This is a genomic window from Streptomyces calvus (genome assembly GCF_006782915.1).
Taxonomy (GTDB): domain Bacteria; phylum Actinomycetota; class Actinomycetes; order Streptomycetales; family Streptomycetaceae; genus Streptomyces; species Streptomyces calvus.
In genome coordinates this window covers 125,908-152,688 of the sequence record NZ_VCNP01000042.1, presented here as the reverse complement: position 1 = coordinate 152,688, position 26,781 = coordinate 125,908, and the positions used below count along the sequence as shown (strand labels likewise).

Below are 26,781 nucleotides of genomic sequence, written 5' to 3'. Positions count from 1 at the left end.
CCAAGGTGGCCGGTATCGGCGTGAGTTCAAGGTGGCCGGGACCGGCGTGAGTTCAAGGTGGCCGGGACCGGCGTGAGTTCGGGCTGCGCGCGCCTGACGACCGGTTGACCGCTGGACCGGTGCGGCCTGCCGGCCGAGGTGGCCGGGACGGCGGGAGTTCGGGACCGAGCACGGCCTGCCGGCCGGGTAGCCGCTGGACCAGGCGCGGCCTGCCGACCAACAGGGCCGGGGCCGGGGCCGACGCGACTTCGGGGCGCCGGAGTGGTGCCGATGTGGTGCCGGTGTGGCCCCGGTTGCGGGAACGATCCCCGCATGTCGTTCGTCACACGGGCGGGACGATGTCGTGCCGGGAGGGGCGTAAGGGACGGGAACGGCGGGAAGTGACCGGGAGGGACGGGCCGGGACGGACTCCCTCTGTCGTTTCGCGCGCCGACATGGCAGCATCCCCCGGGCGACGCAAAGTTACTGGCGGTTAACCAGGTGGGGGTGCAGTCATGGGGAAGGGCAAGCGCGGGCTGGTCACGGCAGCCGTGACCGTGGTCTGTGCGGTCACCGTACTGGCGGTGCCCGGCACGGCGTTCGCGGCACCCGCTCCCCCGCCGGCCCCGAGCCCGAGTCCGGGAGTGAGCGTTCCGGCCGACAAGGACCTCGAAGCCGTACGCGAGAAGCTCGACGAGCTGTACCGCGCGGCAGCCGTGGCGACCGACGCGTACAACGCCGCCGACGAGAAGGCGCGGCTGCAGTCCGCCCAGGTGGCCAAGCTGACCCGGAAGATCGCCAAGGGCCAGGAGCGGCTGGACGAGTTGAGGGCCCGCGCGGGCGCGGCGGCGGCCGCGCAGTACCGCGGTGGCGGGCTGCCGCCCGAGGCCCATCTGATGCTGAGCGACGACCCGCAGGACTTCCTCGACGGCGCCGACCGGGTGCGCCAGGGCCAGCACGCCACGAACGGCCTGCTCGGGGAGCTGACCCGCACCCAGCAGGACCTGGAGCAGTACGCCCGCGATGCCGACGCCCAGTTGAAGAAACTGCAGGCCGGACGCAAGGCCAAGGCCAAGGCGCAGCAGCGGATCGAGAAGCGGATCGAGGCCGCCGAGAAGCTCGAGTCGCAGCTGGAGGATGAGGAGAAGGAGCGGCTGGCCCGGCTGCAGCAGCAGGCCGCCGACCGGGCGCAGAGCGCCTGGCTGAGCTCCGGCATCCTGGACGAGATCAGCGGAAAGGCGACGAAGCAGGGCAAGGAGGCCGTCGCCTACGCCACCGCGCAGATCGGCAAGCCGTACCAGTGGGGCGCCGAGGGCCCAAGGACGTACGACTGCTCCGGACTGACCTCGCAGGCCTGGCTGTCCGCCGGACAGGGCATCCCGCGCACGTCGCAGGCGCAGTGGAAGCAGCTGGAGCGCGTCGACATCAGGGACATGCGGCCCGGCGACCTCATCATCTACTTCGACGACGCCAGCCACGTCGGGATGTACGTGGGGGACGGTGTCATGGTGCACGCGCCGCGCCCGGGGCGGAACGTGACGCTCGCGGGCGCCGGGTCGATGCCGATCCTCGGGGTCGTACGACCGGACCCGGACACGAACTGAGCCGGACTGGAACCAAGCCGGACCTGAACTGAGCCGGACCCCAACTGAGCCGGACCCCAACCGAGCCGGATACGTACTGACCCGGACCGGAACCGAGCCGGACCGCAACCGAGCCTGATGCGAACCGAGCCGGATACAAGCCGACCCGACGGGAACCGGGCCGACGGGGAGCGCCGTCGCCTCACCCAACGGCCCGGTGACCTGGGCCACGTGACGCAGCGCACGTGGATCATGCGGACAAACCGCCCATGGCGTGACGTTCGTCATCCCTGCGACATCGCCCGCCTGTCCAACTGCGGTAGCAATCGCGGCATATGACAGCGGCGGATGGCGCAGCGACGTGGTTCACACCATTCCGTTGCGGCGCCGTCAACCGCTATGGTCCCCGTTCGAAGGGGCGTCCCCTGCTCACGCGGACGGCGTGGGCTCGGGAAAGGGCCGAGAGCCCGAGGTCCGTCGGAACGGACCCCGACCCCGCCCGTGCCCTCGGGGGGAGGGAAGGAACCCGGAACAATGCCCGTACCCGTACCGCGGCAGAGAGCGATCCCGGCCGCGGAAGGTGGTCAGGCGCCGGCCGCTTCACTCGACGGCGGCCCCGCCCAGGACTCCTCGGAGGCCCGGACGGCGGTCCCGCACGCGACGGACCCGCACACGACGGACCCGTCCGGCAACGCCACGGACCGCTCCGGCACGTCACCGGACCGGACCGGCACCACGCCGGAGCGCGCCGGGACGGCCACACCGACCAACCTCACGCTGCTGCTGATCGAGAACGACCCGGGCGGCTCGCCCATCGTGCCGGACCTGCTGGACCAGTCCGGCAAGCCGATCCGCGTCCGCACCGCCCGCAACCTCACCGAGGCCGAGCGGCTGCTGACCGACGACGTCCACTGCATCCTGCTGGACCTCGCCCTGCCCGCTCCGGGCCGTGACGGCGACGCCGACGAGCTCGCCGTGCTCAAGCACGTCCTGGAGCTCGCGCCCCGGCACGCCGTCCTCGCCCTGACCGGCGCCGACGACACCGAGCGCGGCGCGGAGGCGGTCCGGGTGGGCGCCCAGGACTACCTCGTCCGCGACGAGCTGGACGGCCGGCTGCTGGGCCGGGCGATCCGCTACGCGGTGGAGCGCAAGCGGTCGGAGTCGGCCGAGCGCCGGCTCGCCGAGGGGCGCCTGCGCGCCCAGGAGAACCGCCGTCTGGAGCGCGGCCTGCTGCCGACGCCGCTGCTGGAGGGCTCCTCGCTGCGCTTCGCCGCCCGCTACCGGCCCGGCCGCTCGCGTGCCCTGCTCGGCGGCGACTTCTACGACGTCGTCCGCACCCCGGACGGCACCGTGCACGCCATGATCGGCGACGTCTGCGGGCACGGCCCCGACGAGGCCGCGCTCGGCGTGGAACTGCGCATCGCCTGGCGCGCGCTGACCCTGGCCGGGCTGTGCGGGGACCAGCTGCTCAGCACGTTGCAGCAGGTGCTGGAGCACGAGCGGGCGGACGACGAGATCTTCGCCACCCTGTGCACGGTGGACATCGCACCGGACGGCCGCCGTGCGGGCCTGTGCCTGGCCGGCCACCCGTCGCCGCTGCTCGCCCGCCCGGGCCTGCCGGCCCGGCTGCTGCCGTACGACAACAACGGCCCGGCGCTCGGACTGCTGCCGGGCGCCCGCTGGCCGCGGATGCAGGTGGAGCTGGGAGCCGAGTGGAGCCTGATGCTCTACACCGACGGCCTGATCGAGGGCCGCGTCGGCGACACCGGTGAGCGGCTCGGTCAGGACGGCATGGTCGGCATGATCCGGCGCCAGCTCGACGAGGGGCTGCGCGGGGAGGAACTGCTGCGGACCGCCGTCAACGAGGTCCGCCACCTCAACGGCGGCGAACTGACGGACGACGTGGCGGTCCTGCTGCTGGACCGCGTCCGGACGGCGTGACCCGCGCGGTACGCCGCCGTCTCACCCCTGCCGACCAGCCGTGACCCGCGCGGTACGCCGCCGTCTCACGGCTGCCGTCGAGCCGGTGCCGTCGCGAGCCGTCCTACAGCGGTCCTCCAGCCGCAGCTGTCCTCCAGCCGCCGCCGTCCTACCGGCCGCCGTTCCAGGGCCCGTAGGGGCCGTCGCTGCTGGAGCCCCGGCGGGCGCGGCCGCCGCCGGGCAGACCGCGCAGCGCAGGACGCACGTCGACCATGTACACGATGGTGGCGATCAGGCCGATGATCGGCAGGAACGACAAGATTTCGAAGATCAGGGCCACCACGAAGGCGATGCCGAGGATGATCAGCCAGAAGGGCTTGGTCTGCTTGTCTGCCGCCCGGTAGGCGTCCTCACGGCGCGTGGCGGCGTCGATCAGCGCGAACCCGCTGAACACGACGAGAGCTAGGTTCAGCAGCGACATAAAACTGTTGAAGCCCTGCATCAGCACAACGTCCACCACCTGTATCGGCTCGTCCGTCCAACGCCGTCACCGTACCCGCATACACCGTCCGGCTATCCGGTCAACGGGCCGGGCACCGCGTAAGTGCCCGGCCCGCCGTGCCGCCGGCGCCTACTTGGCGGGCGGGGTCGTCTTCTTCTGGGTGGTGGCCTTGCGAGCCGGGGCCTTCTTGGCGGGGGCCGGCCTGCCCTCCGCGGCGGGCTTGCCGTCGGCCTGCTTGCCGTCGGCGGTCTCGACCGGCTCGGAGGCGGGCTTCGGCACGGCGGGCGGCTCGACGGCGACGGCGATGTCCTCGATGCCCTCGGCGGCGTCGCCGCGCCAGGTCCGCACGGCCTGCTCGCCGTGCTCGGCGACCTTCTCGTAGGTCTCCCGGGCCTTGACCGCGTACTCGGCGGCGACACCCACCCCGCGCAGCGCGAGGTCCTGGGCGGTCTCACCGAGCTTCTTCAGGTCGGTGTCGAGCGTGCCGAGGAGCTCGCCGACCTTCGTCTGGAGGGTCTCCTGCGTCTCCCGCACCCGGGTGGTCGCCCGCTCCTGCACGGCCTTGGGGTCGGTGTTGCGCACGGCCTCGATACGGGCCGGGGCCTCGGCGCGCAGCTGCTCCACCAGGGCCGGGACCTTCTTGGCCTGCTGCAGCGCGAGGTCGGCGGTGCCGGCGGCGAAGTAGAGCAGGGTCGGGTCGCTGAAGGTCTTGCGCAGGTCGTCGGTGATGGCCATGGTGATGGTTCTCCCGGATGTCGTTTTCGGCTGAGGGTGGTGTGTGATCCGCTGTGGACGGCCGGTGCCCTGGTCCGGCTCAGCCGGCCGTCCGCGGCGGATCGGTGTCGCTGCCGTCGGCCGCGCGGGTGCGGCGCCGGGCGGTTCTCCCGCCGTCGGCCGTACGGGTGCGGCGCACGGCGGCGCCGTCGACCGGGGCGTCGGGCTCGCCGCCGCTCCCGTCGGCGGTCCCGGAGACCCCGTCGGGTCCGGCGACGTCGTCGGCCGAGGTGACCTCGCGGTCCCCGTCCGTCACCTGACCGTCCCCGGCGGCGCCAAACCCGTTCTCCTTGCGGAAGGACTCGTAGATCTGGAGCAGTACCTGCTTCTGACGCTCGGTCAGCGTGGGATCGGCGAGGATGACGGCCCGCGTCTCGACCTCGTCGAGCTCCCGCTCGGCATCGAGGATCCCGGCCCGGACGTACAGCGTCTCGGCGGAGATCCGCAGCGCCTTGGCGACCTGCTGCAGCACCTCCGCGCTCGGCTTGCGCAGCCCGCGCTCGATCTGGCTCAGGTACGGATTGGACACCCCGGCGGCGTCGGCGAGCTGCCGCAGCGACAACTGCGCGCTGCGCCGCTGCTCGCGCAGGTACTCACCGAGATTGCCGACGTTGAGCGATGCCATACCCCCACCGTGCCCCACTCCGCTAACAATTGCAAGCACCTGCTTGCAAGAGTGCGTCATTCGCACGACGGCCGGCTGAGCCCAAGGGTCACCTGTCGGCGTAAGACATGCGGTCGGACTCGCCGGACCGGCGGACCACGGCCTCGAAGGCGCCCGGCGTCCGACGCCCTCGTGGGGTCGGGAGTGATGACGCCGTGATCACCCCGACTCGCGCGAAGTCGCGGCCGAAGGTGACACCTTGCGGACGGTGGTGTCGTCGTGGCTCAGGCGTCGGCCGTCCTCGGCGAGCACTTCCAGCGGGCGGAGGCGGCGGCCCTGTCTGCGGTCGACCAGTTCCGAGTGGGGTTCGCCGGGGTCGAAGAAGTTCTGTTCGCCCCACTGCCGCAGCGCCACGATGACGGGGAAGAGCGCCTGACCCTTCGGCGTCAGGACGTACTCGCGGTAGGCGCTGCCGTCCGAGGCGGGGACGGTTTCGAGGACGCCGCCGGCGACCAGGGCCCGCAGGCGTGCGGTGAGGATGTTCTTCGCCACGCCGAGGCTGCGCTGGAACTCACCGAAGCGCCGGCTCCCGTCGAAGGCGTCCCGCACGATCAGCAGGGACCACCAGTCGCCGATCGCGTCCACGGACCGGGCGACGGGGCACTCGCTGTCGTCGAAGCGCGTCCTGCTCACCATGGCGTCCCCACTCTCAGCGGTTGCAACATGCCACCGACTCACCTTACCGTCTCCTTCGGTTGCAACTTGAAACCAGAATGCGGGAGGGGATGCCGATGGCCGGTGACGGTGGAACGGTGACACGGCGGGCGGCCGGGGCCCGCGACGGAGAGGCGCCGGGCGGTGTGCTGTCCCGCGGCGTCGTCGTCCTGTTCGCGGTCGCCTGCGGGACGGCGGTGGCCAATGTCTACTTCGCCCAGCCGCTCCTGGTGACCATGGGCCACGACCTCGCCATGAGCCCGGCACTCGTCGGCAGCGTGGTCACCCTCACGCACGTCGGCTACGGGCTGGGCCTCTTCCTCCTCGTGCCGTTGGGCGACGTGACCGACCGCAAACGGCTCGTCGTGGCCCAGTTGCTGCTGCTGGTGGCGGCGCTCACCGTGGTGGCCGCCGCTCCCACGGCGGCGACGCTGCTCGTGGGCATGGCGGCGACGGGCCTGCTCGCGGTCGTCACGCAGACACTGGTGGCCTTCGCGGCGTCACTGGCCCCTGCCGCCGCGCGTGGACGGGTCGTCGGTGCCGTCACCAGCGGAGTGGTCACCGGGATCCTGCTCGCCCGCACCGTGTCCGGCCTGGTGGCCGACCTCGCCGGCTGGCGCTCCGTCTACCTGCTGTCCGCGTCGCTCACCGCCCTGCTCGCCCTGGTCCTGCACCGCGTGCTGCCACGCCACGGCGGCACTCCGCCGACGCCCCTGCGCTACGGGCAGCTCCTGCGCTCCACGATCACCCTGTTCGCGCGGGAACGGCTGCTGCGGCTCCGGGCCCTGTTCGCCCTCCTGGTCTTCGCCGCGTTCAGCACCCTGTGGAGCAGCGTCGCGCTGCCGCTCAGCGAGGCACCGTACTTCCTGTCCCACAGCGCGATCGGGGCGCTGGGCCTGATCGGTGTGGCGGGCGCCCTGGCCGCATCCGTGGCGGGCCGCCTGAACGACCGCGGGCTCTCCGGGCGGACCACGGGCGTCGCCCTGGCGCTGCTCACCGCCTCATGGGTGCCCCTGGCCTTCACCCGCAGCTCGCTCTGGGCCCTGTGCGTCGGGGTCGTCCTGCTCGACCTCGCCGTGCAGGCGGTCCACGTCACCAATCAGACGCTGATCCACGCACTGCACCCGGACGCGGGCAGCCGGCTGATCGGCGGATACATGGTCTTCTACTCGGTCGGCAGCGCCACCGGCGCCCTTGCCGCCACCTCCCTCTACACGGTGGCCGGCTGGGGCGCCGTGTGCGCACTGGGTGCCGCGTTCAGCTGCCTCGGGCTGCTGCTGTGGGCGTTCACCCGGCGCGGCGTCCCGGCCCCGGCCACCGGGACGGCGCCTCCCGGCACGGCGCACGGAAGGTGAGCGGCGTCGGCGCGGGGAGGTGGGAGGGAGCGGAGAGGAGTGGAGATCGTCCGACCCGGCCGGGCCTGTGTGCGGGAGACTGGGGCGTATGACCGCATCCGGTACCAAGAGCGATCTGCGTTTCTACCTCCAGTCCGCCCGCGACGCCCTGCTGTGGAAGCTGGACGGGGTGGCGGAGTACGACGTCCGGCGTCCGCTGACGCCCACCGGGACCAATCTGCTCGGGCTGGTGAAGCACGCCGCCGGTGTCGAACTGGGCTACCTCGGCGACGTGTTCGGCCGGCCGCACGGCGATCCGCTGCCCTGGCTGGCGGACGGCGCGGAGCCGAACGGCGACATGTGGGCGACCGCCGACGAGTCGCGGGAGTCCGTCGTGGCGCTGTACCGGCGGGCCTGGGCGCACGCGGACGCGACGATCGAGGCGCTGCCGCTGGAGACCGTCGGCCGGGTGCCGTGGTGGCAGGACGGCAAGGACGAGGTGACGCTGCACCACGCCGTGGTCCGCGTGATCGCCGACACCCAGCGGCACGCCGGCCACGCCGACGTCCTGCGGGAACTCATGGACGGCGCTGTGGGAATGCGGGAGGACAACACGGCGCTGCCGTCGTCCGATCCGGCGTGGTGGGAGGCCTACCGGGAGCGCCTGGAGGGCGCGGCCCGGCAGGCGGCGGAGCGGGAGGGCGGGCGGCCTGCCGTCAGCCCTTGACCGCGCCCGAGGTGAGGCCCTGGACGATGTGCCGGCTGGCGAAGGCGAAGAGGACCATGGTGGGCAGGATGGTGAGGACGGCCGCCGCGGACATCGAGCCCCAGTCGATGTTGAAGCTGGAGATGAAGCCGTTCAGGGCCGTCGGCACCGTCTTGTTGGCGTCGCTGTTCATCAGGGTCACCGAAAGGAACAGCTCGTTCCAGCAGTTGACGAAGTTGAAGATGAACGCGGCCACGATGCCCGGCCGCATCACCGGCAGCAGCACCCGCAGCAGCGCCCCGAGCCGGGACAGGCCGTCGATCATGGCGGCCTCCTCCAGCGCGTCCGGCACGTTCTCGAAGAAGCCGCGCAGCATCACCGTGCAGAACGGGATGCACACGGCGATGTAGACGAGGACCAGCCCGAGACGGTTGTCGACCAGGCGCAGGTCGGTCATCAGCAGGTACAGCGGGCCGAGCGCGATGAACGACGGGATCATCTGCGTGACCAGGGCCGCCATCAGCAGTGCGGACTTGCTGCGGAACTCGAAGCGGGCCAGCACGTACGCCGACAGCGTCGAGATCGCCGTGGCCACCGCGCCGGCGACGGTCGCCACGACCAGGCTGTTGACGAGGTACGTCCCGAAGTCCGCCTTGCCGAACAGGCCCTGGTAGTTCTCCAGCGAGAACCGCTCGGGCCAGTAGGAGATCGGGAAGGAGAAGATGTCGCCGGGCGCCTTCAGGCTGGTGACCGTGATCCAGTACAGCGGGAAGAGGGAGAAGACCAGCCACAGGCCGAGGAAGGTGAACTTGGTGGCCCGGCCGGCCCCGGTTTCCTTGCCGATCATGCGCGCGCCCCTCGCTCCGTCGTGCCCCGCCCGCCCCGGCGCTCCCGCGTGGCCAGCAGGAAGAACACCGCGAAGACCAGGAGGACGGCGACCACCAGCAGTCCGAGGGCGGAGGCCTTGCCGTAGTCGCCCTGCTGCGTGATCTTGATCATCCAGGTGGTCACGATGTGCGTCTCGTCGTTGGGCCCGCCCCCGGTCATGCCGAAGATCAGGTCCGGGAAGTTGAAGATCCAGATGACGCGCAGCAGCACGGTCAGCGCCAGCGTCACGCGGATGTACGGAATGGTGATGCGGAACAGCGTGCGGGCCTTGCCGGCGCCGTCCAGCGCCGCCGCCTCGTACAGCTCGTCGGGGATCGACTGGAGCGCCGCCAGGATCATGATCGCGAAGAAGGTGACGCCGTACCAGACGTTGGCGATCAGCACGGCGGTCATCGCCGTCTGCGGATCGGCCAGCCAGGCGACCGGCTCGTCGATCAGTCCCGCCTTCTGCAGCAGGTCGTTGACGACGCCGAACTCGCTGTTGAACAGCCAGCGGAACAGGATGCCGATGAGGAACCCGGAGATCGCCCACGGGAAGAAGATCAGCGCCTGGTAGAGCCCGCGGAAGCGGAACCGGCGGCGCAGCCACAGCGCGATCGCGAACCCGATCACCAGCTGCGGCACGATCGAACCGACCACCCACAGCAGGGTGTTGTCCACCACCGTGCTCCAGGCGGGGTCGGTGAAGACCTCGGTGAAGTTCTTCCAGCCCACCCACGAGGTGTCGGTCAGGTCGGTCAGGTTCCAGTTGCGGAACGCCATCTGACTGCCGGCGATCATCGGGTAGTAGGTGAAGACGGCGACGAAGACCGCGGCCGGCGCCATGAAGGCGGCGATCACCAGACCGCGCCGGGTGGTGAACTCCCGCCTGCGGCGGCCCCCCGCCGTGCCGCGGCCGGGCGGGGCGCCCTCCTTCCGTACGGAGGGCGCCGTCCGCGCGTCCGGCCTGGACGTGGTGGACATGGCTACTTCTTCCACTTCTCGGTCCAGTAGGCGTCCCAGCCGGCCAGCAGTTCCTTCGGCGACAGCTTGCCGAGGACCATCTTCTGCACGTCGGTGTCGGCCCGCTGCTGCCACTCGGCCCACCAGGCGACGCCGCGCGGCTGGGTGACGACGAGGTATGTGTCCGGGTTCTCCGTCATGGTGACGTAGCTGGCCCACGGGCCGGTCCGGTAGAACTCGTCCTGGGCGGCCGACTTCAGGATCGGCACCAGGCTGTTCTTCTTGGTGAACGCCGTCGACGCCTCGCCCTCGGACAGGAACTCGACCAGCTTCACCGCCTCGGCCTTGTGCTTGCTGCCGTCGGCCACCCCCCATCCGGCGGTGGCCAGCGGCTGCACGGTCTTGCCGCTGGGCCCGGCCATCAGCGGAGCGGTGCTCCACTGGTCCTTGTCGATCGACTTGGACTCCGAGACGGTCGCGATGACCTCGGGGTCCTGGAGCAGGAAGGCGGTCGAGCCGTTGGAGAAGCCCTCGACCATCTCCGGATAGCCCCACGCCACCGACGACTTGGGCGAGGCCTGCCGGAACAGCTTGAGGTAGGTCTCCATGGCGTCGAGCGCCTCGGGCGCGGAGAAGATGGTGCTGCCGTCCTTCAGCCGGTAGCCGTTGGCCGGGTCGATCTTCTCGGCGACGTACGCCTCGATCGCGGCGGTGGCGTTGCTGTGCGCGTTGGCGCCGCCGCGGAAGGCGTAGCCGTAGCGGCGTTCCGCCGGGTCGTGGATCCGCGCGGCCTGCTCCAGCAGCTCGTCCCAGGTGGCGGGCGGCTCGTCGAAGCCGGCCTGCTCGATCAGGTCGGTGCGGTGGAAGAGGCTCAGCCCGTAGAAGCCGTAGGGGACGAAGTACGTCCGGCCCTTGTCGTCCTCGGAGGCCGCGACGGCGTTGTCGGTCAGCGCGTCCCAGCCCTTCCAGCCGGCGAGGTCCTTCTTCATGTCGTACAGCCAGCCGTTGTTCGACCACGGGCCGACGGTGATGTCCCGCACCTCCAGGACGTCCACACCGCTGCCGGACTGCAGCATCTGCTGGATCTTCTGGTCGGCCTGCTCGGTGGGCGGGGAGACGAGGTTGACCTTGATCTTGGGGTTCTGCTGCTCGAAGTCGGCGATCAGCTTTTCGAGCAGGTCGGTGCGGGCGGGGTTGGTCAGGCTCTCCACCATGCTGAGGGTGACCGTGCCGTCCGCACCGGGGCTCATGGTGGAACAGCCGGTCAGGACCATCACGGCGGCGGTGCCGGCCGCGAGGGCTGCCGTCCTTCTTCTCATCGTGCTGACCTCTTCCTTGGGTGTACGGGGGTGACGGCGGCGCGAGACGGTGTGCGGCCGGCTAGCGCGGGTGCCGCTGCTCGCGCGCCGCGCGGGCCCAGGCGCCGAGGACGGGAACGCAGCGCTCGGCGAAGTACTCGTAGTCCTCGGCGGTGTTGTAGACATGCGCGGACAGCCGCACGTAGCCGACGCCGCCGAAGCTGGTGAACGCCGCCTCGACGCCGAGTTCCGCGGCGGCCCGGTCGCGCAGGGCGTCGGCCGTGACACGGCTGTCCGCCAGGCCCTCGGGCAGCCGCACCAGCCGCATGCCCGGCACGGGCATGCCGACGTCGACGGAGGCGTCCTCACCGGTCAGTTCGGCGAACGCGGCACCCACGATCCGCTCGGCGTAACCGGCCAGGTCGGCCATGTAGCGGCGGGCGGCCGGCCAGCCCCAGGTGGTGTCGACGAAGTCGAGCGCCGTCGCGGCGGCGAGGTAGCCGGTGGCGTCGATCGTGCCCTGCTGGTCGAAGCGGTCGGGGAAGGGATCGGCGGCGCCCCAGGAGTCGATCAGCGGGTACAGGTGGTCGCGGAGCGGGCCGCGCGCCACCAGCGCCGCCGTACCGCGCGGCGCGCAGCCCCACTTGTGCAGGTTGCCCGCCCAGAAGTCGCAGTCCAGGCCGTCGAGCGGGGCCTCGATCAGGCCGGGCGCGTGCGCGGCGTCCACCAGCAGCGGGATGCCGCGCCGGCGCGCCTGCGCACCGATCAGGTCCACCGGCAGCCGGCGGGCGGTCGCGGAGGTGATCTGGTCGACGACCAGGAGAGCGGTGGCTTCACCGACCTCGGCCATCACGGCCTCGTACGCCTGCTCCGCACCGGCGTCCAGCGGCACCCGGGCGGTGCGCACCCGGCCGCCCCAGCGGCGGGCCAGCCGTTCGGCGCCCATCGTGACGGCGCCGTAGCCGTGGTCGGTGACGACGATCTCGCCACCGGCCCGGTGCCCGAGACCGGCGAACACGACGCTCACCCCGGCGCTCGCGTTCGGCACCAGGGCCAGGTCACCGGGGTCCACGCGGAGGAAGGCCGCGAGGTCGACCCGGGCCGCCGCGATCCGCTGCGGCAGTTCGGGGAACCACACCACCGGCGCGCCGTCCATCCGCGTCCGCAGTTCCTGCTGCCGCTCCTGCGCCACCAGCGGCACGGCCCCGAACGAACCGTGGTTGAGGTGGCGCAGGGCGGGGTCCAGCGACCACGCCCGCGCCGCCGGACGGCCGTCGGCCAGCAGCAGGGGGCGCGGTGCGGTGGTGACCTCGGTCTCGCTCACAGGGCTCCCGTCTCGAAGACCTCGTACGGCTCCGAAAGCGCGTGACATCAGACTTCCGGGCCGAGACGTATGATGACTCGGGATGGTGGCATGCCTATTTCGGCCATGACAAGACCTGTGCAGCGAGACAAGTCAGATGACTCACGGTCGATACATCCAAGACATCTGATCTCTCGGGCTCGCTACAGTGCACCCGGGGAACGGGCGCGCACGCCGGGGCGGACGCGTCCCCCGGGGGCGGGCGCACGCCGCCGCCCGTCCGGCAGGGGAGGAATCGGATGTCCGCAGTCGACAAGGCGTTCCACGGCCTACGGCACATGATCGCCACCGGGCGGCTCGGCGCCGGGCAGCGCATCCCTCCCGAGGCGGACCTCTGCGAGGAACTGGGCGTCTCGCGCGGCTCGTTGCGGGAGGCGGTGCGCATGCTGGCGGCCCTCGGCGTGATCGAGCCGCGGCACGGCTCCGGCACCTACGTCTCCCAGCTGAGGCCGGAGGACCTCATCGGCAGCCTCTCGCTGACCCTCCAACTGCTGCCGCTGCCCGGCCTGCTGGAGGTGTACGAGATCCGGCGCGTCCTGGAGGCGCATGTCGCGGCCCAGGCCGCCGCGCGCGCGACCCCGGAGACCGTCGACACGCTGTTCTCGCTGATCGAGGCCATGGAGGCGACCGAGGACCCCGCCGAGGCGTCGGACCTCGACCACCGTTTCCACGCGGAGATCGCCCGCGCGGCCGGCAACCCTACCCTCGCCTCCCTGCTGGCGGTCTTCCGCGCCCGCTCCCGCAAGTACCAGGTGTTCACCCTGCCCGAGGGGCCGGAGCTGCGGCGCAAGAGCGACGCCGACCACCGGGTGCTGGCCACCGCCATCGCGGACCGCGACCCGGGCGCCGCGGCGGGCGCCGCCGAGGCCCACGTCGCCCAGACGGAACGCTGGCTGCGCGCGCTGATGCCACCGGTGGAGGAGGACGACACCACCGCCTGACCGTCACGACCGTCTGACCGGCAGCACCACCTGTCCTACCTGACCGGCAGCACCGCCCGCCCGCGGGCGCACCCGCTCGCTCGCGCGTGCCGACGTACCCACTTTTTTGTGCGTACTGGGCAGCGCGCCGGTCCCGGCCGAGACTGAAGGGGACGGGCAGGCGTCAGGAGGCGGTGGCCTCGCGGGTGTCTGCCGCGTCGTGGGCCAGTCGGTCCAGGCGGCGGTGGCCCCAGTCGGAAAGGGGGGAGAGGGCCTCGGCGAGATCCCGGCCGAACGGGGTCAGGGAGTACTCGGTCTTCAGCGGAAGCACGTCGTACACCCGCCGGTCCACCAGTCCGTCCGCCTCCATCTCGCGCAGCGCCTGGGTCAGCACCTTCTCGGTGAGGCCCGGCACCCGTCGGCGCAGTTCGGCCGGCCGGTGCGGACCGGATTCCAGCTGCCACAGCAGCGTGGTCTTCCACTTGCCCTCGATCACGGCAATGGCGGCGGTCACTCCGCAGACGTTCGGATCGTGCCGTCGCTGCGCCATGCCCTGCCCCTTTCCTCATCAATTGCCCTGCATATTACGGGAGTTCGAGCATGTCCGTGCACACCGACCCGTCATCCGAGCAGTCCGCCGTCACCGTCCTCGGGCTCGGCCCGATGGGCCGCGCGCTGGCCGGCGCCTTCCTGGACGCCGGTCTGCGCACCACCGTGTGGAACCGCACCCCGGGCCGGGACGGCGACCTGGTGGCCCGTGGCGCGACGGCGGCGCCCTCACCGGAGGCGGCGGTCGCCGCGTCCCCGCTCACCGTCGTCTGCGTGGTGAACTACGACGCCTCCGACGCCGTGCTGCGCCAGGACGCCGTCGCCGCCGTCCTCAAGGGCCGCACGGTCGCGAACCTGACCGCCGACACGCCCGACCGCGCCCGGGACACCGCCGAGTGGGCCGAGCGGCACGGCATCCGCTACCTGGACGGCGCGATCATGACGCCCACCCCGACCATCGGCACGGACGACGCGGTGTTCCTGCTCAGCGGCCCCGAGGAGCTGTACCGGGAGCACCGGCCGGTGCTGGCGGCGCTGGGCGGCAGCCAGACCCACCTCGGGGAGGACATCGGCCGGGCGGCGGCGTACGACATCGCGCTGCTCGACATCTTCTGGACGGCGATGGCGGGCTACGCGCACGCCCTCGCGGTGGCCCGCGCCGAGGGTGTCACCGCCACCGAACTCGCCCCCTTCGCCGGCGGCATCGCCGCGATCCTGCCGCCGCTGTTCACGGAGTTCGCTGCCGACGCCGACGCCGGCACGTACTCGGGCGAGCTGAACCCCATCACCTCGGCCGTGTCGACCATGTCCCACGTGGTGCACGCCGCCGAGGCCCACGGCATCGACGCGAGCGTGATGCGCGTGATCGAGGGGCAGGCGCGGCGGGTCGTCGCGCTCGGACACGGCACGGACGGGTTCACCCGGGTCGCCGAACTGCTCGCCCGCCGCTGACCCGGCCCGGGCGGTCTCAGAACGGCAGGGGGCGGGCGTGCACCACCTCCAACCGGGAGACCGCCCGGGTCAGCACCACGTACAGCCGGTGCAGGCCGCGCTCCTCCGCCTCCGCCACGTCGGCCGGTTCGACGGCCACCACGTGGTCGTACTCCAGGCCCTTGACCAGGCTCGCCGGCACCACGGAGACCCGCGCACCCACCTCCTCGGGCCCCGCCGCGTCCACCCCCGCCCCGGCCAGCGCCTCCCGCAGCCGGGGCACCTGCGCGTCCGCCGCGACGACCCCGACGCTGCCCTCGCGCCCCAGCGCGTCCCGCACGGCGGCCACCACCGCGTCCGGCAGCGCGTCCGGCGCGGCGACCTCCCGCAGGCGCAACGCGCCGTCGCGGCGCAGCGAACGGGCCGCCGGAACATCGACGTCCAGCCGTTCCAGCAGCCGGTTGGCGAGCGCCACCACCGCCTGCGGCACCCGGAATCCGGTGGTCAGCGGGACCACCGCCGCGTCCGGCTTCCCCAGGTGCCGCAGCACCGCGGGCCAGGAGCGGGCCGCCCACGGCGTGGTGCCCTGCGCCAGGTCGCCGAGCACGGTGAGCGAACCGAAGGCGGCGCGGCGGGCGACCGCCCGGCACTCCATCGGGGAGAGGTCCTGGGCCTCGTCGACCACGACGTGGCCGTACCCGTCCGGGTGCTCGATCAGCCCGGCGATCTCGTCCAGCAGCACCGCGTCGGCGGCCGACCAGCGCGCCGACTTCCACGAGCGCGGCGGCCTCGCCCACAGCAGCGCCTTCTGCTCCACGTCGTCCAGCACGCCGTCGGCCGCGGCGGCCAGCGCCTCCGGGTCGCCGAGCAGCCCGGCCAGCACCTCCTCCGCGCGCACCCGGGGCCACACGGCGTCGACGTACGCGGACACCGGGCGCGCGCGTTCGATCCGGCGGACCCAGGCGGTGGACCGCGGCCCGCCGCGCCGCTCGGCCCGCTCCCGCAGGACCCGCACGATCCGGGCCCGCACCCGCTCCCGCCCGACGGCGTACGGCGGTTCCTCGGCCCGTACGTCGGCGACGATCGCGGCGGTCTCCTCCGGCTCGACGCGCCAGCGGTAGGAGCCGTCGGGCACGGCGAGGGCGTCGGCCCGGCCGGTGCGCACCCGCGCGTACAGCGCACGGCGCAGCACCTCGGCCATCCGCTCGTCGTGCTTGAGGACGGCGGCCGGCCCGGAGTCCGTCCCGGTGACCGGCTGCCGGGCGATCTCCTCGGCCAGGGTCGACTGCCGCACGCCGGTCTCGCCGAGGGCGGGCAGCACCTCGGAGATGTACGACAGGAAGGTGCGGTTGGGTCCGAGGACGAGCAGTCCGCCGCGCCGGATGCGGCCCGGGTGGCTGTAGAGCAGATACGCCGCCCGGTGCAGGCCGACGGCGGTCTTGCCGGTGCCGGGCGCGCCCTGCACGCACACGGAGGCGCCCAGGTCCCCGCGGACCAGGTCGTCCTGTTCGGGCTGGATGGTGGCCGCGATGTCCCGCATGGGGCCGACGCGGGGCCGCTCGATCTCCCGGGCGACGATGCCGCTGACCCGTTCCTCGCCGCGCGCGAGGTGCTCGTCCTCCAGACCGGTCAGGTCGGCGGAGTCGCCCCGGCTGCCGGGCGCCCAGCCGAACCGGCGGCGCACGGCGACGCCCTGCGGATCGCGGGCGGAGGCCTGGTAGAAGGCGCGGGAGACGGGCGCCCGCCAGTCGACGACGAGGGGCGGGGCGGCCGGGTGCTCGGTGATCCGCAGCCGCCCGACGTGATAGCTCTGCCCGGCGTGGCCGGTGCCGGTGCGGCCGCCGCTGTCGTCGGTGTCCGTGAAGTCTAGGCGGCCGAAGAAGAGCGGGCCCGGAGGCAGTTCGCGCAGTTCCTCGGCGCGGCTGCGCAGCCGGCGGCCGAGGACCTCGGCGTCGGCGCCGGAGGCGGAGACGTCCTCGCCGGTGACGACCTCCTCCCGGGCGCCGTCCAGCATGGCGGCGAGGGCGCTGCGGCAGCGGTCGTGGTGGGCGCGTTCGTGGGTGAGGGCGTGCCGGAGGGCGGGCTCGGGTGACGTCATTCCACCGAGCGTACCGAAAAAGCAACCGAGTTACATTTTTTACTCTGCCTCAAGCGGGAGGCGCGCCGCGCTGCCGTGACACCCGATGGCTCGGCCGACCCGCACCGCGCCTCACCCGCGAGCCGCCGCACGCTCCCCCAGCAGCCGCGGCACCGCCTCCGCCAGCACCCCGAACGCCCGCTCCGCCGCCGCCACCGCGTCGCCCCGCACCTCCTCGACCCGCTCCCCCGCCGCGATCCGGCGCCAGTTCTCCTGCGCGAGGATCCGCCGTACGGCGACGATCTGTCCGGCGGCGAGGCGCCCGCCGAGCCCTCCGCCGAGCGCCTCCGCCAGTGCCTCCTCGGACCGCTCCAGATGCCCGTACAGTCGCGCGACCAGCGCCGGAGTGCCGTACAGCAGCGAGTGGAAGGCCAGCACCTCGGGATCGTCGCTGAGCCCGGTGACCGGGTCGCGGCGCCGCAGCCCCTCCAGGAAGTGCCGGCGCAGCGCCTCCACCGGCGTCGGCCCCTCGCCCGCCACCCGCGCGGCCTCGCCCTCGTGGTCGGCGATCCGGTACAGGACGAGGTCCTCCTTCGCCGGGAAGTACCGGAAGAGCGTCGGCTTGGAGATCTCGGCGGCGGCGGCCACCTCGGCCACGGACACCGCGTCGAAGCCCCGCTGGAGGAACAGCCGGATCGCGGTGTCCGACACGGTCCGGTAGGTCCGCTGCTTCTTGCGCTCGCGCAGCCCGATCTCGCTCATGCGCCGAGCCTACGGTCCCGGCCCCGGCCCCGGACCGATGTCCCACCGCGCTCCGCAACCCACCGGGGCCGTCTCAGCCGGCCGGCCCGCGACGCCTCACCCCCCGGCCCGCGCGGCACGCCTCAGCCGACCGGCCCGCGACGCCTCAGCCCCGGCCCCGGACCGATGTCCCGCCGCGCTCCGGAACCCACCGGGGCCGTCTCGGCCGCCCGGCCCGTGGCGCCTCAGCCCCGGCCCGCGCGGGACGTCTCAGCCGACCGGCCCGGGACACCTCACCCCCCGACCCGCGCGAGACGTCTCAGCCGACCGGCCCGGGACACCTCACCCCCCGGCCCGCGCGGGACGCCTCAGCCGGTCGGCCCGTGGCGGCGCCGCCAGTCCGCCAGGGCGTCCGCGATCCGCTCCGGGGCCGGCACCGAGTCCAGGCCGAGCGGCACGGCGGCGCCGGCCAGGATCCGGTGCAGCTTGGCGCCCGTGCGCAGCAGCTGCCGCCGGCCGGTGTCGTGCTCGGGGCCCAGGGAGAGGGCCGCGCGGATGAGGTCGGTGAACACCGACTGGGCCCGCTTGTAGTCGATGAGCAGCGGCAGGTCGTGCCGCCAGCCCCGCGAACCGCCCGGCCGCACCGCCTCGACGGCGGCCACCCACCGCCGGGTGAGCACGCGGGCCTGCCACTCCGGATAGCGCATCAGGTACAGGTGGGTGGCCAGGTCGTACAGCGGGTCGCCGACCATGGCGAGTTCCCAGTCGATCGTCCACAGCCGCTGCCCGGGGTCCACGACGAAGTTCTCGCGGTGCAGGTCGGCGTGGAGCAGGCAGAAGGGGCGCCCGGTCAGGCCCGACACGTGTTTCCTGAGGTGGTGGAAGGCGTCGCCGTCCACTCCGGCCGCCTCGAACAGCGCACCGAAGTCGTCCAGGTTCGCCCGGTAGACGCTGTCCTCCGTGAAGCAGACCAGCCGTTCCAGGAACCCGTTCGTGTCACCGTCCTCGGGACGGTCCCGTGCCTCGCAGCGCCGTTTCACGACGAGCGTCTCCGGTGTGACCGCGGCCAGTTCGCGGAAGAGCCGCACGATCTGCGCGAGCAGCGGGCCCGGGATCGAGCGGCCGGACGTCCGCAGCGCGCCGAGCGTCCGCCCCTCGACGAAACGTTGCAGCCGCAGCCCGCCGAACTCCCTGATGCGCGGGATGCCCGTGATCCGTCCGCTCAGCGCGCCGAGCAGCTGCTCCTCGGAGTCGAAGCAGCGCCGGTCGAACCAGAGCAGACCGGTGCGCGGCTCCCGGCACTTCCACCGTGCGGGCGCGGCCGTCCCCGACCCGTCACCGGTCACGTCACCGGTCACGTCGCCGGTCCGGTCGCCGGTCCGGTCGCCGGTCCGGCCGTCGGTCCGGTCGCCGGCAGTGTCGTCGGCCAGGGGGAAGACGTAGGTCTCGTGGTGGTAGCCCTGGAGGGGCCCCTCGACCGCACTGGCGTTCCCGCACGCCTGGACCGCGTGCCGCCGGGCGGCAGAAGGTGTTTCGGGTGACATGGGCCCGTTTCTCTCGCACTGGACCCTTCCGCGGGTGACAGAAGTGGCAGTACGTTACTCCCGCCGTCGCCGCGCTTCCCATCGGACTCGTCCCGTTCGCCGAAGTCGCCCCACCGGAGGACGTCGTACGCGCGCGTGTACGGCGCGGAGGGGCTGCCGCACCGGCACGACCGGCGGGCCGGGCGTCAGGAACGGACCGCCCGCAGCACCGGCTCCAGCGAGTCCACGACCATCTCCGCCCCCGCGTCCCGCAGCAGCTTGCCCTTGCGTTCGTTGCGGGCGTAGCCGAGGAACGGCACGCCGGCCGCGCGGGCGGCGAGCAGGTCCGACGGGGTGTCGCCGATCATCAGCGCGGTCGCCGGGGCGGCGCCCATGGCGTTCAGGGCGCGGTGGATGCAGTGCGGGTGGGGTTTGAGGTGGTTCAGCTCCTGGGTGCGGCCGTAGATGTGCGGGGCGAAGCAGGAGACGAGACCGCGGGAGTCCAGGTACTCGCGGACCACGCGCGGGGAGTTGTTGGTGGCGACGGCCAGCCGGGAGCCCACCGCGGTCCAGGTGCGGATCAGCGGGTCGGCGTACGGGGTGGGCATCGCCGTGGCGGTGGCCCGCAACTCCTCCTTGGTGAGGCGTTCCTCCAGCTCCGCGACCAGGTCGCTGCCCGGGTGGCGGCGGTCGACGGCGCGCAGCACCACGTGCGGGTCCAGCGAGTCGCGTTCGGTCTCCGTCAGCAGCCCGTGCAGGCCGCGCCCCTCCAGCCAGGACGCCAGGTCGTTCGCCACCCGCTCCGCCGAGTGCCCGGCGAACAGGCGGCAGACGGGCCCGTCGAAGTCCCACAGCACCACACGGGCACCTTTGATCAGGTTCCGTAGTTCGTTCGGTTCCGTCTCGGTCACTTCCGTCACCGGACCGGTCTGTGTCGCATCAGAAGTCACTAGGAGAGTGTCAGGTCCGTGGTGATGGTTTCCCAGAGGGCGTCGAACCACTTCTGGGATTCCTCCACGAACGCCTGGTCCCGCCGGCCGGCCCGCTTGAGGAAGGAGAACAGCAGCGACTGGGAGCCCAGCACGTCGTACATCTCCAGGGTGCGGCTCTCCCACTCCTCCTCGCGGCGGGTCAGCATGTAGTAGCCGATCAGCGCCTCCTCGCCGTTGAGCAGGTACAGCTTCACCGGCGGCGTGAACGGCAGCGCACGGAACGACACCCGTACGTCGATGCCGTGGGTGGCGCGCAGGGCCAGGAGGTTGTGCTGGAGCCCCCGGGCCTGGGCGTTGCGCATCGCCAGCCAGCGGTCGTGCACCGCGCTGTTCCCGCCGTCGTCCTCCGTGACGGGGACGGGGAAGGCGAGGTTGATCTCCCGGGACGGCAGCATGATGCGGACGTCGACCGACGTCGGGCGGATGCGGCCCTCGTGGATGTGCCGGACGGGCTCGCCGAGCGCCAGCATGAAGCTCTCGGCGGTCAGGCAGACCGCGTCGATGCGCACCTGGGCCGGGGCGAACGCCTCCGTCAGGCGCGGCGCGAGGCCCACCATCGTCGGCTGCGGCTCCTCCCGGACGGGCGCCGGCTCGGCGATCCGCGGCGGGCTGCCCTTGCTGACGTTGCTGAGCAGTCCGTCCTCCTGGAGCGCGCGCACGGCCTGGCGCACGGTGCCGCGCTCCACGCCGAACTCCTCGGCCAGCTCGGCCTGGGTCGGCAGGCGGTCGCCCGCCTTCAGCCGACCGGCCCGGATGCGTTCCCGCAGGATGTCGGCGATCTCCTGGGGCGAGAGCCTGCTGCTGCCGTTCACTGCCACGTTCTCCTGGGTCACGACCAAACGCTACAACTCCCACCCATCTACGGCGAGTTATTTGGAAGTTGTTTATGAGTACTAGCCAAGTGGGGACAACTTAAACAGAGTTGGCCGCCAACTCACTCAAGTTGGCGGACGTTGTGATTCCGTCGCAGCCGCGACCGCAGGCCCGAAGGGGGAACACCATGCCCGTCCTCGCCCTGATCTCCGCCGTCGTCGTGATCACCATCGAGCAGCTGGTCCAGTGGCGGTACGGCATGGCCGGCCTCGTCGGCCTGCTGCTGCTCACCATAGGCATCCGGGCCAACAGCCCGCGGTGCAGCTCCGCCGGGGCCGTACTGCTGGCGCTGCTGGTGGCGCGGCCGGCCGTCAGCTGGTGAGCTCCAGCTCCGAACTGATCGTCTCCCAGAGCGCGTTGAACCACAGGTGCGACTGCTCCACGAACGTCGTGTCCCGCAGCCCCGTCCCCTGCGCGAAGTCGAACAGCATCGACCGCACGCCCTGGGTGTCGTACATCTGCAGGTTCTCCTCGTCGATGCGCGCCTCGCGGCGGGAGACCGTGTAGTAGGCGAACAGCGCCTCGACGCCGTTGAGCAGGTACAGCTTCACCGGCGGCGTGAACGGCAGCGCACGGAAGGAGACCCGCACGTCGATGCCGTGGGTGGCGCGCAGGGCGAGCAGGTTGTGGCGCAGCACCTGGCCCTGGGCGTTGCGCATCGCCAGCCACCGCTCGTGCACCGGGTCCTCGGCGCCATCGCGCCCGCCGACCGGCGCCGGGAAGGCCAGGTCGATGTTCCGGCCGGGCAGCAGCACCCGCACGTCGACCTTGGCCGGTTTCAACCGTCCCGCGTGGATCTGCCGCAGCGGCTCGCCCAGGGCGAGGTTGAGCGAGATGAGGGTCAGGCAGACGGCGTCGATCTCGACGTGCTCGGCCGCGAAGGCGGTGGCGATCCGGGGCGCGAGGGCGACCGTGGTGGGCTGCGGGGGCGCCGCGGGGCCCGCCGCGATGCCGGGGCCGGCGGCGACGGTCGCCGGTGCGCCCCTGGCGACGTTGGTGATCAACTCCTCGGACCGCAGGATGCGCAGTGCCCGGCGCACCACGGGGCGCTCCACGCCGAACTCGGCGGCGAGCTGGGCCTGGGTGGGCATGCGCTGGCCCGGCCGCAGCGCTCCGGACCTGATCCGCGCGCGCAGTTCGTCGGCCACCTCGCGATGTGTTCTCTGTGGCCGCTGTGACTTCTTCCGCCCATTGACGGAGGCGTGTTCCGGGTCCACAACCGCACACTACAACTTCCCGCCATCTCCAGGCAGTTCCGCGGTAGGTGGTTATAAGCCTCTTCCAAGTGGAGAGAACTAAGAACAAGTTGGTCACCAACTTGGCCAACCTGCTTGATCTTCTGAGGGGTTGGCCACCGGGTCGGCGGGAGAGGAGCAAGTTCTCGCCGGTCCGGCCGGAGCACACCCCTGGGACCACCGGCCGGGCTCCCTTCCGGAGGGGAGCCGGGAGTCCGCCGGCCGCACCACCCGCACCACCACAACTGAACAGCTCGCTACGGATGAGTGCTCACCCGTCGTCGGCGGAAGGAGGCAGGCAGCAGGGGCGCGAGAGCGACAGCGCTCAGAACAGGTCCGGGCACCACGGTCGCCTGGACGTACGCAGCAGGGCGTCGGCCTGACGGGCGGCGCCCGCTCGTTCTTCCCGCACCCGGCCCAGCGCCGCCAGCCGCACCGCGGACTCGTCGCCCAGCCACAGCGTCGCCAGGTCCGCCACGTCCAGCACGAGATCGGCGTCCTCGGCGGTCCGCGCGCAGGACCCCGTACCGTCCGCCGCGGCCTCCAGCCGGTACCGCCCGCCGGCCGGCCCGCCCGCGTCGGCCACCTCCAGCACCAGCGACCCCGCCACCTGGTACGTCCGCGCCTCCAGCGCCCGCACGACGTCCAGGATCCGCACCCACAGCCAGTCCGCGTGCGTGGTGACGGCGGCGGCGCGCGGGTCCGGCAGGAAGTGCGGCAGCAGGTCGTCCGGGGCCCGCCAGCCCGTCTTCACCCACACCACCCAGTCGATCGAGCACAGGTAGCGCCACAACGCCCGCTCGGCCGCCGGCGTCACCCCGATCAGCCACTTGACCCGCGCCGTGTTCAACGGCTGCTTGCCGTCACCCCAGTTGTCGTCCGCCGTGTACGCGGCCATCCCCTCGACCTCGCCGCCCGCCGAGCGGTACACCACGTAGTACGGCTCCTGGAACGTCGGGTGGAACCGCACCGCACCGGTGGTGATCCTCCACCACAGCTCGTCCCGGCCGACCGCGCCCGGCTGCGCCCGCCGCAGCCGCTCGTGCAGGTCGGGGCCGAGCTTGCGGACGTCCTCCGCGTCCACCAGGTCGACCCGGCCGCCGTCCTCCGGCCCCGCCCAGCGCGGGTCGAGACCGGCCCGCGGCACGTCGATCGTCCACTCGGTGGTCGAGGTGGCCGGGCCGAAGCCGTACCGCCCGTAGATCGGGTACTCGGCGGCGATCAGCGTCGCGACGACGTCGCCGCGCTCCCGCGCCGCGGCCAGGTCCCGCGTCATCATGCGGGTCAGCAGGCCGCGGCGGCGGTGGGTGGCGGTGACGGTGACGTTGGAGACGGCGTCGGCGGCAACGGTCGCGCCGCCGACGACGGTGAGTTCCTGCGCGAAGGAGCGGAACGTCGCCACGCACCGCCCGCCGTCGAACGCCCCCAGCGACCGGCCGGGCGTGAACTGCGCCCGGCGCGCGTCGAGGATCTCCTGGGAGAGCGTGGGTTCCCTCAGGAACCCGGTGTTCAGGGCCCGTTGCCAGTCGGCGAACTCGGTCTCGTCGATCGGGCGTACGTCGATGTCGGCGCGGGAGGTCATGGGCTCACGGTAGGTCGGCCGTGCGGCGGGTGTCGAAGCGGTTTTTCCGCGCCCGCGCTCCCGCGGCACTCAGCCGAGCAGGTCGTCGACCTGCGCCTCCCCGTCCCGGTAGCGGCGCGCGATCTCCGCGCTGCACTCGTCGGCCGTGCGCTGCAGCCGCTGCCGCCGCCGGGACACCTGCTGCTCGTAGCGCACGAGCCGCCCCATCGCGGTGTTCAGCTCACCGTCCGTGCGCGCCGCCAGGTCGGACAGCTCCCCCTCGCCGAGCATCTCGGCCGCCAGCCGCCGGTACTCCTCGCTCCGCGGCGTCCCCAGCGTCACATGGCGGGCCGAGGAACGGTGCCGGGCCGGGCCGTCCCGCAGGATCTCCGGCAGCCGCTGCACCACGGAGGCGTCCTGGGCCGCGACCGCCGAGGGCGTGGCCGACGGGACCCGGCGGGCCAGCTCCGCCCGCAGGATGTCGATCCGCCCCTGGAGCAGCCGCCGCACGTAGCTGAGGTCGGCCTCGTCGCGCTGCGCGTCACGCCGCACCGCACGCAGTTCGGGCAGGCTGAGCACGGTCAGATCGGACGCCGGACCGTCCTCGGGCAGCACCGGGCTGTCCGTGCGCTGCGTGGGCGGGCGGTGGAACTCGCGCTCCCCGATCCCCGCCTGGGTCAACCGGACAGCCGCAGGCGGCTGCCCCATTCCCGCTGTGCTCATGTGCCTCAACCGTCCCCTCGACCGGCGTGTGCCAGCATCGTGCCACCCCAAGCGGCCACATTGTGAGCGAGTGTCCCCGATCCGCCCCAGATGGGCGCTAAGGAGTAAAAATAGCCCGACCGGGGGACGGCGTGGGCCGCCGTCGGGCGATTGTTCGCCGACCGGCATGATGGCCGTATGCGTGCGGTGGTGCAGAGGGTCGACGGCGCGAGCGTCGTCGTGGACGGCGAGACGGTGGGCGCGATCGAGGGCGAGGGACTGTGCGTCCTCGTCGGGGTCACGCACGAGGACACCACGGAGAAGGCGGCCCAGCTCGCCCGCAAGCTCTGGTCGATCCGGATGCTGCACGACGAGAAGTCGTGCAGCGACATCGGCGCGCCGCTGCTGGTGATCAGCCAGTTCACCCTTTACGGCGACGCCCGCAAGGGCCGCCGCCCCACCTGGAACGCCGCCGCCCCCGGCGACCTCGCCGAACCGCTGGTCGACGAGGTCGTGGCGCAGCTGCGCGCCCTGGGCGCGACGGTGGCGACGGGCCGCTTCGGAGCGGCGATGCGGGTGTCGCTGACCAACGACGGCCCGTTCACCGTGCTGCTGGAGATCTGAGCCGGCTCAGGGCTCGACGACGGTCTCCTGCGCCGCCGCGGTCTCCCCGGCGACCAGCCGCGCGTCCACCGGCACGTTCCGCTTCACCAGCGCCAGTGCCACCGGACCCAGCTCGAAGTGGCGCGCGGACGTCGTCACGAAGCCGACCTTCCGCCCTTCCGGGCCCGCCTCGCCCGAACCGGAGGCGTCCCCGCCCACGAGCCGGACCTCGGTGCCCCGCACGGGCAGGTGGACCTCGCTGCCGTCCAGGTGCAGGAAGACCAGCCGGCGCGGCGGCTTGCCCAGGTTCTGCACCCGGGCGACCGTCTCCTGGCCGCGGTAGCAGCCCTTCTGCAGGTGCACCGCGCCGCCGATCCAGCCCAGCTCGTGCGGGATGGTGCGGTGGTCGGTCTCGAAGCCGAGCCGGGGCCGGTGCTGCTCGACGCGCAGCGCCTCCAGCGCGAGGATCCCGGCCGGCGGTCCCACCGTCCCGGCGTACGACTCCAGCTCCGCGCGCGGCAGGAACAGATCACGTCCGTACGGCGTCTCGCGCACGACGACGCCCTCCGGGACCTCCGCGATCGAACCGGCCGGCAGGTGCACCACCGCGGTGTCGGCGGTGCGGTCGGCGACCTCGACCCGGTAGAAGAACTTCATCGACTCCAGGTAGGCGATCAGCGCCTGCTGCGTGCCGGGCTCGACGTGCGCCCAGACCGTCTCCCCGTCGTCCACCAGGTAGAGCGCGTGCTCGATGTGGCCGTTGGCGGAGAGGATCAGCGCTTCGGTGGCCTGGTGCGGCGGCAGCTCGCTGACGTGCTGGGTGAGCAGCAGGTGCAGCCAGCCGAGCCGCTCGGGACCGGAGACGGTGACCACCCCGCGGTGGGACAGGTCGACGAAACCGGTGCCGTCGGCGAGGGCGCGCTGCTCGCGGAACAGGTCGCCGTAGTGGGCGGCCACGCCTTCGTCCACGCCCTCGGCGGGGACGGCGCCGGGCAGGGTCAGCAGAGGGCTCTTCATACCACCAGCCTACGACTCGGTAGTTGAAGCCTTCAGGGAACAGTCCTCGCACCGGCCGAAGATCGCGAAGTGCTTCATGTCGGTGTCGAAGCCGAACTGCTTGCGCAGCTTGGCGGTGAACTCGGCGGCCACCGACAGGTCGGCCTCGATCACGTTCGTGCAGTCCCGGCAGACCAGGTGGATGTGGTGGTGCCGGTCCGCGAGGTGGTACGTCGGTGCGCCGTGCCCGAGATGGGCGTGCGAGACGAGCCCGAGCTCCTCCAGGAGCTCCAGCGTGCGGTACACGGTGGAAATGTTGACCCCCGACGCCGTCTTCCTCACTTCGCCGAGGATGTCGTCGGGGGTCGCGTGTTCCAGGGTGTCGACGGCTTCGAGCACCAGCTGCCGCTGCGGGGTCAGCCGGTAGCCGCGCTGCCTGAGGTCGCTCTTCCAGTCGGTGCTCACCACACCA

27 protein-coding genes are annotated in these 26,781 nt (G+C 72.5%); 8 read left to right on the top strand and 19 right to left on the bottom strand.

Features of this window, described 5'->3' with window-relative positions:
• Window positions 1–494: 494 nt before the first annotated feature.
• Both FGW31_RS18665 and FGW31_RS18660 read left to right on the top strand, forming a co-directional pair.
• Entirely contained in the window at window positions 495–1,583 is a 1,089-nt protein-coding gene (locus tag FGW31_RS18665; RefSeq protein WP_142194574.1) for a C40 family peptidase, read from the top strand.
• 513 nt (window positions 1,584–2,096) lie between these two features.
• Window positions 2,097–3,503: a SpoIIE family protein phosphatase gene (locus FGW31_RS18660; RefSeq protein ID WP_161175074.1), complete on the top strand. Its 1,407-nt coding sequence runs from the start codon at window positions 2,097–2,099 to the stop codon at window positions 3,501–3,503.
• Between the two features lie 148 nt (window positions 3,504–3,651).
• On the opposite strand, the gene FGW31_RS18655 is transcribed toward FGW31_RS18660, so the two are convergent.
• The 4 genes from FGW31_RS18655 to FGW31_RS18640 form a co-directional block, all read right to left on the bottom strand.
• On the bottom strand, window positions 3,652–3,984 hold the full coding sequence (locus FGW31_RS18655) for a DUF2516 family protein (RefSeq protein ID WP_161175080.1): 333 nt from the start codon (window positions 3,982–3,984) through the stop codon (window positions 3,652–3,654).
• A 129-nt stretch (window positions 3,985–4,113) separates the two neighbouring features.
• Window positions 4,114–4,719: a hypothetical protein gene (locus FGW31_RS18650; RefSeq protein ID WP_142194572.1), complete on the bottom strand. Its 606-nt coding sequence runs from the start codon at window positions 4,717–4,719 to the stop codon at window positions 4,114–4,116.
• A 79-nt stretch (window positions 4,720–4,798) separates the two neighbouring features.
• Window positions 4,799–5,383 carry a helix-turn-helix domain-containing protein gene (locus FGW31_RS18645; protein WP_142194571.1) on the bottom strand — a complete coding sequence of 195 codons (585 nt, stop codon included), beginning with the start codon at window positions 5,381–5,383 and terminating at the stop codon, window positions 4,799–4,801.
• Window positions 5,384–5,581: 198 nt separating this feature from the next.
• A complete protein-coding gene (locus tag FGW31_RS18640; RefSeq protein WP_142194570.1) occupies window positions 5,582–6,058 on the bottom strand; it encodes a winged helix-turn-helix transcriptional regulator in 477 nt (158 codons plus the stop codon).
• Window positions 6,059–6,222: 164 nt separating this feature from the next.
• Here FGW31_RS18640 and FGW31_RS18635 point away from each other — a divergent pair, with 164 nt between their 5' ends.
• Together FGW31_RS18635 and FGW31_RS18630 are read left to right on the top strand one after the other, a co-directional pair.
• Entirely contained in the window at window positions 6,223–7,431 is a 1,209-nt protein-coding gene (locus FGW31_RS18635) for an MFS transporter (protein WP_142194610.1), read from the top strand.
• Window positions 7,432–7,519: 88 nt separating this feature from the next.
• Window positions 7,520–8,137 carry a DinB family protein gene (locus FGW31_RS18630; RefSeq protein ID WP_142194569.1) on the top strand — a complete coding sequence of 206 codons (618 nt, stop codon included), beginning with the start codon at window positions 7,520–7,522 and terminating at the stop codon, window positions 8,135–8,137.
• Here FGW31_RS18630 and FGW31_RS18625 read toward each other — a convergent pair.
• The 4 genes from FGW31_RS18625 to FGW31_RS18610 all read right to left on the bottom strand — a co-directional run bounded on the left by FGW31_RS18625 (window position 8,127) and on the right by FGW31_RS18610 (window position 12,568).
• Entirely contained in the window at window positions 8,127–8,963 is an 837-nt protein-coding gene (locus FGW31_RS18625; RefSeq protein ID WP_142194568.1) for a carbohydrate ABC transporter permease, read from the bottom strand. The two genes, FGW31_RS18630 and FGW31_RS18625, sit on opposite strands and share 11 nt — an antisense overlap.
• Window positions 8,960–9,967, bottom strand: coding sequence for a carbohydrate ABC transporter permease (locus tag FGW31_RS18620; protein ID WP_142194567.1), 1,008 nt, complete (start codon window positions 9,965–9,967; stop codon window positions 8,960–8,962). The genes FGW31_RS18625 and FGW31_RS18620 overlap by 4 nt, the downstream gene beginning before the upstream one ends.
• Window positions 9,968–9,969: 2 nt before the next feature.
• Window positions 9,970–11,265, bottom strand: a complete 1,296-nt coding sequence (locus FGW31_RS18615) for an ABC transporter substrate-binding protein (RefSeq protein ID WP_142194566.1) — start codon at window positions 11,263–11,265, stop codon at window positions 9,970–9,972.
• A gap of 61 nt (window positions 11,266–11,326) precedes the next feature.
• On the bottom strand, window positions 11,327–12,568 hold the full coding sequence (locus FGW31_RS18610) for an aminotransferase class V-fold PLP-dependent enzyme (protein WP_142194565.1): 1,242 nt from the start codon (window positions 12,566–12,568) through the stop codon (window positions 11,327–11,329).
• 278 nt (window positions 12,569–12,846) lie between these two features.
• Here FGW31_RS18610 and FGW31_RS18605 point away from each other — a divergent pair, with 278 nt between their 5' ends.
• A complete protein-coding gene (locus tag FGW31_RS18605) occupies window positions 12,847–13,548 on the top strand; it encodes a FadR/GntR family transcriptional regulator (RefSeq protein WP_142194564.1) in 702 nt (233 codons plus the stop codon).
• 163 nt (window positions 13,549–13,711) lie between these two features.
• Here FGW31_RS18605 and FGW31_RS18600 read toward each other — a convergent pair whose 3' ends face one another.
• The gene (locus tag FGW31_RS18600) at window positions 13,712–14,077 is read right to left on the bottom strand and encodes a winged helix-turn-helix transcriptional regulator (RefSeq protein WP_142194563.1); all 366 of its coding nucleotides are present in this window, start codon (window positions 14,075–14,077) and stop codon (window positions 13,712–13,714) included.
• A 50-nt stretch (window positions 14,078–14,127) separates the two neighbouring features.
• Between FGW31_RS18600 and FGW31_RS18595 the strand changes: the two genes are divergently transcribed.
• Window positions 14,128–15,027, top strand: a complete 900-nt coding sequence (locus tag FGW31_RS18595) for an NAD(P)-dependent oxidoreductase (protein WP_142194562.1) — start codon at window positions 14,128–14,130, stop codon at window positions 15,025–15,027.
• A 16-nt stretch (window positions 15,028–15,043) separates the two neighbouring features.
• Here the strand turns inward: FGW31_RS18595 and FGW31_RS18590 are convergent, their stop codons facing one another.
• From FGW31_RS18590 to FGW31_RS18570, 5 genes are all read right to left on the bottom strand, one after another.
• Complete coding sequence (locus tag FGW31_RS18590; RefSeq protein WP_142194561.1) at window positions 15,044–17,104, bottom strand: HelD family protein; 2,061 nt, start codon at window positions 17,102–17,104, stop codon at window positions 15,044–15,046.
• Window positions 17,105–17,215: 111 nt separating this feature from the next.
• A complete protein-coding gene (locus tag FGW31_RS18585; protein WP_142194560.1) occupies window positions 17,216–17,845 on the bottom strand; it encodes a TetR family transcriptional regulator in 630 nt (209 codons plus the stop codon).
• A gap of 347 nt (window positions 17,846–18,192) precedes the next feature.
• Window positions 18,193–19,368, bottom strand: coding sequence for a phosphotransferase (locus FGW31_RS18580; protein ID WP_142194559.1), 1,176 nt, complete (start codon window positions 19,366–19,368; stop codon window positions 18,193–18,195).
• Window positions 19,369–19,553: 185 nt separating this feature from the next.
• Window positions 19,554–20,267 (bottom strand): HAD family hydrolase, encoded by a 714-nt coding sequence (locus FGW31_RS18575; RefSeq protein WP_233452516.1) that lies wholly within the window; start codon window positions 20,265–20,267, stop codon window positions 19,554–19,556.
• Between the two features lie 29 nt (window positions 20,268–20,296).
• A complete protein-coding gene (locus FGW31_RS18570) occupies window positions 20,297–21,178 on the bottom strand; it encodes a GntR family transcriptional regulator (RefSeq protein ID WP_142194557.1) in 882 nt (293 codons plus the stop codon).
• A 161-nt stretch (window positions 21,179–21,339) separates the two neighbouring features.
• On the opposite strand from FGW31_RS18570, the gene FGW31_RS18565 reads away from it, so the two are divergent.
• Window positions 21,340–21,534 (top strand): hypothetical protein, encoded by a 195-nt coding sequence (locus FGW31_RS18565; RefSeq protein ID WP_142194556.1) that lies wholly within the window; start codon window positions 21,340–21,342, stop codon window positions 21,532–21,534.
• Here the strand turns inward: FGW31_RS18565 and FGW31_RS18560 are convergent.
• The 3 genes from FGW31_RS18560 to FGW31_RS18550 all read right to left on the bottom strand — a co-directional run bounded on the left by FGW31_RS18560 (window position 21,524) and on the right by FGW31_RS18550 (window position 24,731).
• The gene (locus FGW31_RS18560; RefSeq protein WP_142194555.1) at window positions 21,524–22,429 is read right to left on the bottom strand and encodes a winged helix-turn-helix domain-containing protein; all 906 of its coding nucleotides are present in this window, start codon (window positions 22,427–22,429) and stop codon (window positions 21,524–21,526) included. The genes FGW31_RS18565 and FGW31_RS18560 overlap by 11 nt on opposite strands.
• Window positions 22,430–22,772: 343 nt before the next feature.
• On the bottom strand, window positions 22,773–24,029 hold the full coding sequence (locus FGW31_RS18555; RefSeq protein WP_142194554.1) for a GNAT family N-acetyltransferase: 1,257 nt from the start codon (window positions 24,027–24,029) through the stop codon (window positions 22,773–22,775).
• A gap of 69 nt (window positions 24,030–24,098) precedes the next feature.
• The gene (locus tag FGW31_RS18550; protein WP_142194553.1) at window positions 24,099–24,731 is read right to left on the bottom strand and encodes an RsiG family protein; all 633 of its coding nucleotides are present in this window, start codon (window positions 24,729–24,731) and stop codon (window positions 24,099–24,101) included.
• Between the two features lie 177 nt (window positions 24,732–24,908).
• Between FGW31_RS18550 and dtd the strand changes: the two genes are divergently transcribed.
• Window positions 24,909–25,334, top strand: a complete 426-nt coding sequence (gene dtd / locus FGW31_RS18545; RefSeq protein WP_142194552.1) for a D-aminoacyl-tRNA deacylase — start codon at window positions 24,909–24,911, stop codon at window positions 25,332–25,334.
• A 6-nt stretch (window positions 25,335–25,340) separates the two neighbouring features.
• Here the strand turns inward: dtd and ygfZ are convergent, their stop codons facing one another.
• Window positions 25,341–26,330 carry a CAF17-like 4Fe-4S cluster assembly/insertion protein YgfZ gene (ygfZ, locus tag FGW31_RS18540; protein WP_142194551.1) on the bottom strand — a complete coding sequence of 330 codons (990 nt, stop codon included), beginning with the start codon at window positions 26,328–26,330 and terminating at the stop codon, window positions 25,341–25,343.
• Window positions 26,331–26,339: 9 nt separating this feature from the next.
• Window positions 26,340–26,777 (bottom strand): Fur family transcriptional regulator, encoded by a 438-nt coding sequence (locus FGW31_RS18535; protein WP_142194550.1) that lies wholly within the window; start codon window positions 26,775–26,777, stop codon window positions 26,340–26,342.
• Between the last annotated feature and the right edge of the window lie 4 nt (window positions 26,778–26,781).